This window comes from Cyanobacteriota bacterium (assembly GCA_025054735.1).
Lineage (GTDB): Bacteria > Cyanobacteriota > Cyanobacteriia > SKYG9 > SKYG9 > SKYG9.
On the sequence record JANWZG010000355.1, the window covers coordinates 1 to 4,234 of the forward strand.

Genomic DNA, 4,234 nt, shown 5'->3' on the forward strand with positions numbered 1-4,234 from the left:
TGCCATGTCTGATCGTCTGATTACGCTAGATGCTGCTGACTATGAAGCAATGACTGCTGAGCTAGCGTTACTGCGTCAACGGGTGCAAGCCTTAGAAGCAGCTAACCTTACCCAACAACAAACAGAGTTTACCCATCGTCGGCGTGCCGACCAGTTTCAAATCTTTTTAGACAATAGCCCAGTGCCAGCATGGATTGTAGATAGACATGGGCAGATGGTTTACATCAACCCTGCCTATCTCCAATTTCACCGAACGAACATCCCCATAACGACTAGTGAGATTGTGGGGAAAAGCGTGTTTGACATGTTTGACCCAGAAATTGCCCATCAGTTTCATACCAATAACCAACGGGTGATTGAGGGAGGCACGATCGTCGTGACAATGGAAGTTTGTCCCCTCCCGGATGGCAACCTAGGAGATTTTCAAGTCTACAAGTTTCCGATTGTCACCCCAGATGGTGAGGTGGTGGTGGGCGGGATGGCCTTAGATGTTACCGATCGCTGCCGAGCCGAAGCTGCCCTACAGCAGTTAAACGCAGACCTAGAAGCCAGGGTACAGGAGCGCACCCATGCCCTCGCCCAGACTGAACAGCGCTTGCGCAACCACAACGCTGGAATTCAAGAGCTAGTTAGTCGAGGCACCCTAGAGTACGACGAACTGCAACCAGCCCTACAAGATGTTACAGACATTGTTTGTCACGCCGTAGATGTAGCCCAGACTAGTATTTGGTTCTACACTGACGATCGCAGCGCCATCACCTGTCATAACCTTTACTGTCTGGCTGACGGCACCCATAGCCAAGGTGAGAATCTGACTCAAGCCCAGTGTCCGATTTATTTTCACGCCCTGCAAACCACCCGGATACTTGTTGTCCATGATGTCTACAGCGACCTGCATGTCCAAGAATTAGTACCAAGTTATCTACAGCCCCTGGGAATTACGGCTATGATCGATGTTCCGATTTGGTGCCAAGGAAAAGTTGTAGGGGTTTTGCGCCTAGAACATGTGGGCACACCGCGACAATGGGCACTAGAAGAAGAGAACTTTGCTGTGTCCATCGCCGATATTATTCGCTTGATCCTAGAAACCCACGAACGTCGGCAGGCCGAACTTACCCTCCAGAATCAAGCCCGCCTATTGGAACAGGTGAAAGACTCCATTATCACCACTGATCTAGAGGGCAATATCATCAGTTGGAACCGTGCCTCAGAGACCATGTTTGGCTACACGGCTGAGGAAGCCATCGGCCAACATATCACACTTATCTATCCTCCTACGCTCCACGAAACCCTCATGACTAACGTGATTTTACCGTTGCAGCAACATGGACAGCATGAAACTGAGGTGACGGTGCAGCGCAAATCAGGAGAGCAGTTTGATATTTTCCTGTCCCTATCCTTCAAACGTGATGCCTGTGGCAATCCGACTGGCATGATTGGTTATTCGGTCGATATTAGCGATCGTAAACGTGCTGAAATCCAATTGCAACAACAAGAGCAGTTTTTACGCAGCATCTACGATGGGGTGAATATGCACATTTTTGTTGTAGATGTGGCTGCCGATGGGGAGTTTCGGTTTGCAGGCTGGAACCGAGCAGTAGAAGAGATGTATCACATTCCCTCTTATGCTGCTGTAGGCAAAACTCCCGTCGAATTGTTTGGGGCAGAGACAGGGCAGTTACTTTGCCAGCGGTATCAGCACTGCGTGCAGGTGGGCATAGCCGTTACCTATGAAGATTGCTATGTGATTCAGGAACAGGAGAATTGGTGGTCAGTTACGCTGAACCCCCTGCGGGATAATGATGGTCGCATTGGTCGTCTAATTGGCACGGCTCTCAATATTACTGATCGCAAACACACAGAAGCGATATTGCAAGAGCGCGAAGCCTTCTTACGCAGCATCTACGACGGCTCTCAGAATCAAATCTTTGTCTGGTCGGTCTCCGATGACGGTGAGTTTCGCCATACAGGCTGGAATGCCCACACCGAAAAGGTTACGGGCCTCAGGAGCCAAGACTGTAAAGGCAAGACCCCAGAAGAAATCCTTGGCGATAGCTTTGGAAACAAGGTGAGGCAGAATCTTATCCGTTGTTGTGATTGTGGGGAAACCATCTCTTACGAAGAGTACTTGCCCTTTCAAGGTCAGCCCCTGTGGTGGTATACCACCCTGAGTCCGCTTCAGCGCGACAATGGGCAAATTTATAGCATTGTTGGCTCCACGATCGACATTACTAAGCTCAAACAGGCAGAAGCAGCTCTCCAAGAAGCCCTAGCCGAAGCCCTAGGACTGAACGCAATTCTAGACAATTTGGCAGATGGTCTGCTGGTGACTGATACCGATGGCAGAGTCAGCCGTTATAATCCTGCCCTGCTGGAACTCTATGGCTTAGAGGGGGAGGGTTTACTAGGTGAAGATGTCATCGACTTGCCGATGCCAGGATTAGCCGATCTGTTGGCTCAGACCTATGCTAGCCCTGATGAGGTATTCACAAGTGAAATTTTGCTAAGTCAGGATCGGGTGGGTCATGCTACAGCTACCACCATTTATAAGCCCTCGGTTGAAGGCAGTGACGATGCAGAACTGTGGCTAGGGGCGGCTGTGTTAATACGAGATATTACGGCACAGCGGGAAATCGATCGCATGAAAACTGACTTTATCTCCACAGTATCTCACGAACTACGCACACCACTGACTTCAGTGCTAGGGTTTGCCTCCATCATCAAAGAAAAACTCGACGAGGATATATTCCCCTACATCCAAAACACTGATCGCAAGCTCCAGCGTGCCCTCAAAAAGGTAGACACCAACATTTCTATCATTGTGTCTGAGGCAGAGCGCCTGACAACGCTGATCAACGATGTGTTGGATATTGCCAAGATGGAAGCAGGCAAGGTGGAATGGCACATGCAACCCCTGAACCCTGTGGAGGTGATTGAACAGGCCATAGCTGCCACCTCGGCCCTGTTTGAAACCAGTGGTTTGACCCTACGGCAAGAAATCAGTGGTGATTTACCCCAAGTGATGGGCGATCGCGATCGTCTCATCCAAGTGCTCATCAATCTAATCTCTAATGCAGTGAAGTTTACGGAACAGGGAAGCATTACTGTGCGAGCCACGGTTCGTAGTGGGGGAGTTAGCTCAACCATGACTGAGCCTGTTCCAGAAGGCGCTAGTTTAGTCATCTCAGTAATTGACACAGGCATCGGCATTGCCCCAGACGACCAGCCTAAGGTGTTTGAAAAGTTTAAGCAGGTAGGTGATACGCTTACCGATAAACCCAAAGGAACTGGATTAGGGCTGCCTATCTGTCAGCAAATTGTGAACTATCACGGGGGTACGATTTGGGTCGAGAGTGAGCTAGGTGTAGGCAGCACGTTTTCGTTTACATTGCCCATAACCCCCATTTCCACATCCCTACACGCTGCTAAAAATACTGCTAACTACCAGTCATTAGTTCGCCAAATCAAAGAGCACATGGCTACAGCTGCGATCGCCATTCCCAACGATCGGAAAACTATCTTAGTTGTCGATGATGATGCGCACATCCGAGAACTATTGCGTCAAGAACTAGAGTCTGAAGGCTACGTTGTGCAACAGGCCAGTAATGGTATGGATGCCATTAACCAAGTCAAGATGTCTCGGCCTGACTTAATCATCCTAGATGTGATGATGCCCCAGATTAATGGCTTTGATGTGGCAGCAGTTCTCAGAAATGATCCCCGCAGCATGGCCATTCCCATCATTATCCTGTCGATTATCGAAGATAAAGAACGTGGGTTCCGCATTGGCATCGATCGCTATCTCACAAAACCCATCAACACTCCACAATTGCTCAATGATATTCAGGCACTGCTGCGCCAAGGCACATCTGGCAAAAAAGTACTGATAGTAGACGAAAATGCTTCCACAGTACAAACATTATCGGAAGTGTTGCGTGCCCAAGGCTACCATGTGGTTGAGGCGAATGGTCGCGACGACTGTATTGAAAAAGCAATTTCTCACCAACCTGACATGATTATCGTAGATTCAGTACTTTCTCAAGAGCATAACTTGGTAAGAACCCTGCGCTTTGAAAAAGGGCTAGAGAATGTCTTCTTTGTGCTGTTGGGAGATGATCAAGTTGCTTAGAAGACAAGAACTAGCTCAGACAACAAGACCAGTATTGTAGAGTGATACTAGCGCTATCTAATCTCCATCTTATTACGAGCTTGTATGGTTGTAGTCATGACTTTG

At 48.8% G+C, this 4,234-nt stretch carries 1 protein-coding gene; it reads left to right on the forward strand.

Features of this window, described 5'->3' with window-relative positions:
* Positions 1 to 4,129: PAS domain S-box protein (locus tag NZ772_14855; GenBank protein MCS6814832.1), on the forward strand; the 4,129-nt coding region annotated here is incomplete at its 5' end.
* Positions 4,130 to 4,234: the final 105 nt, after the last annotated feature.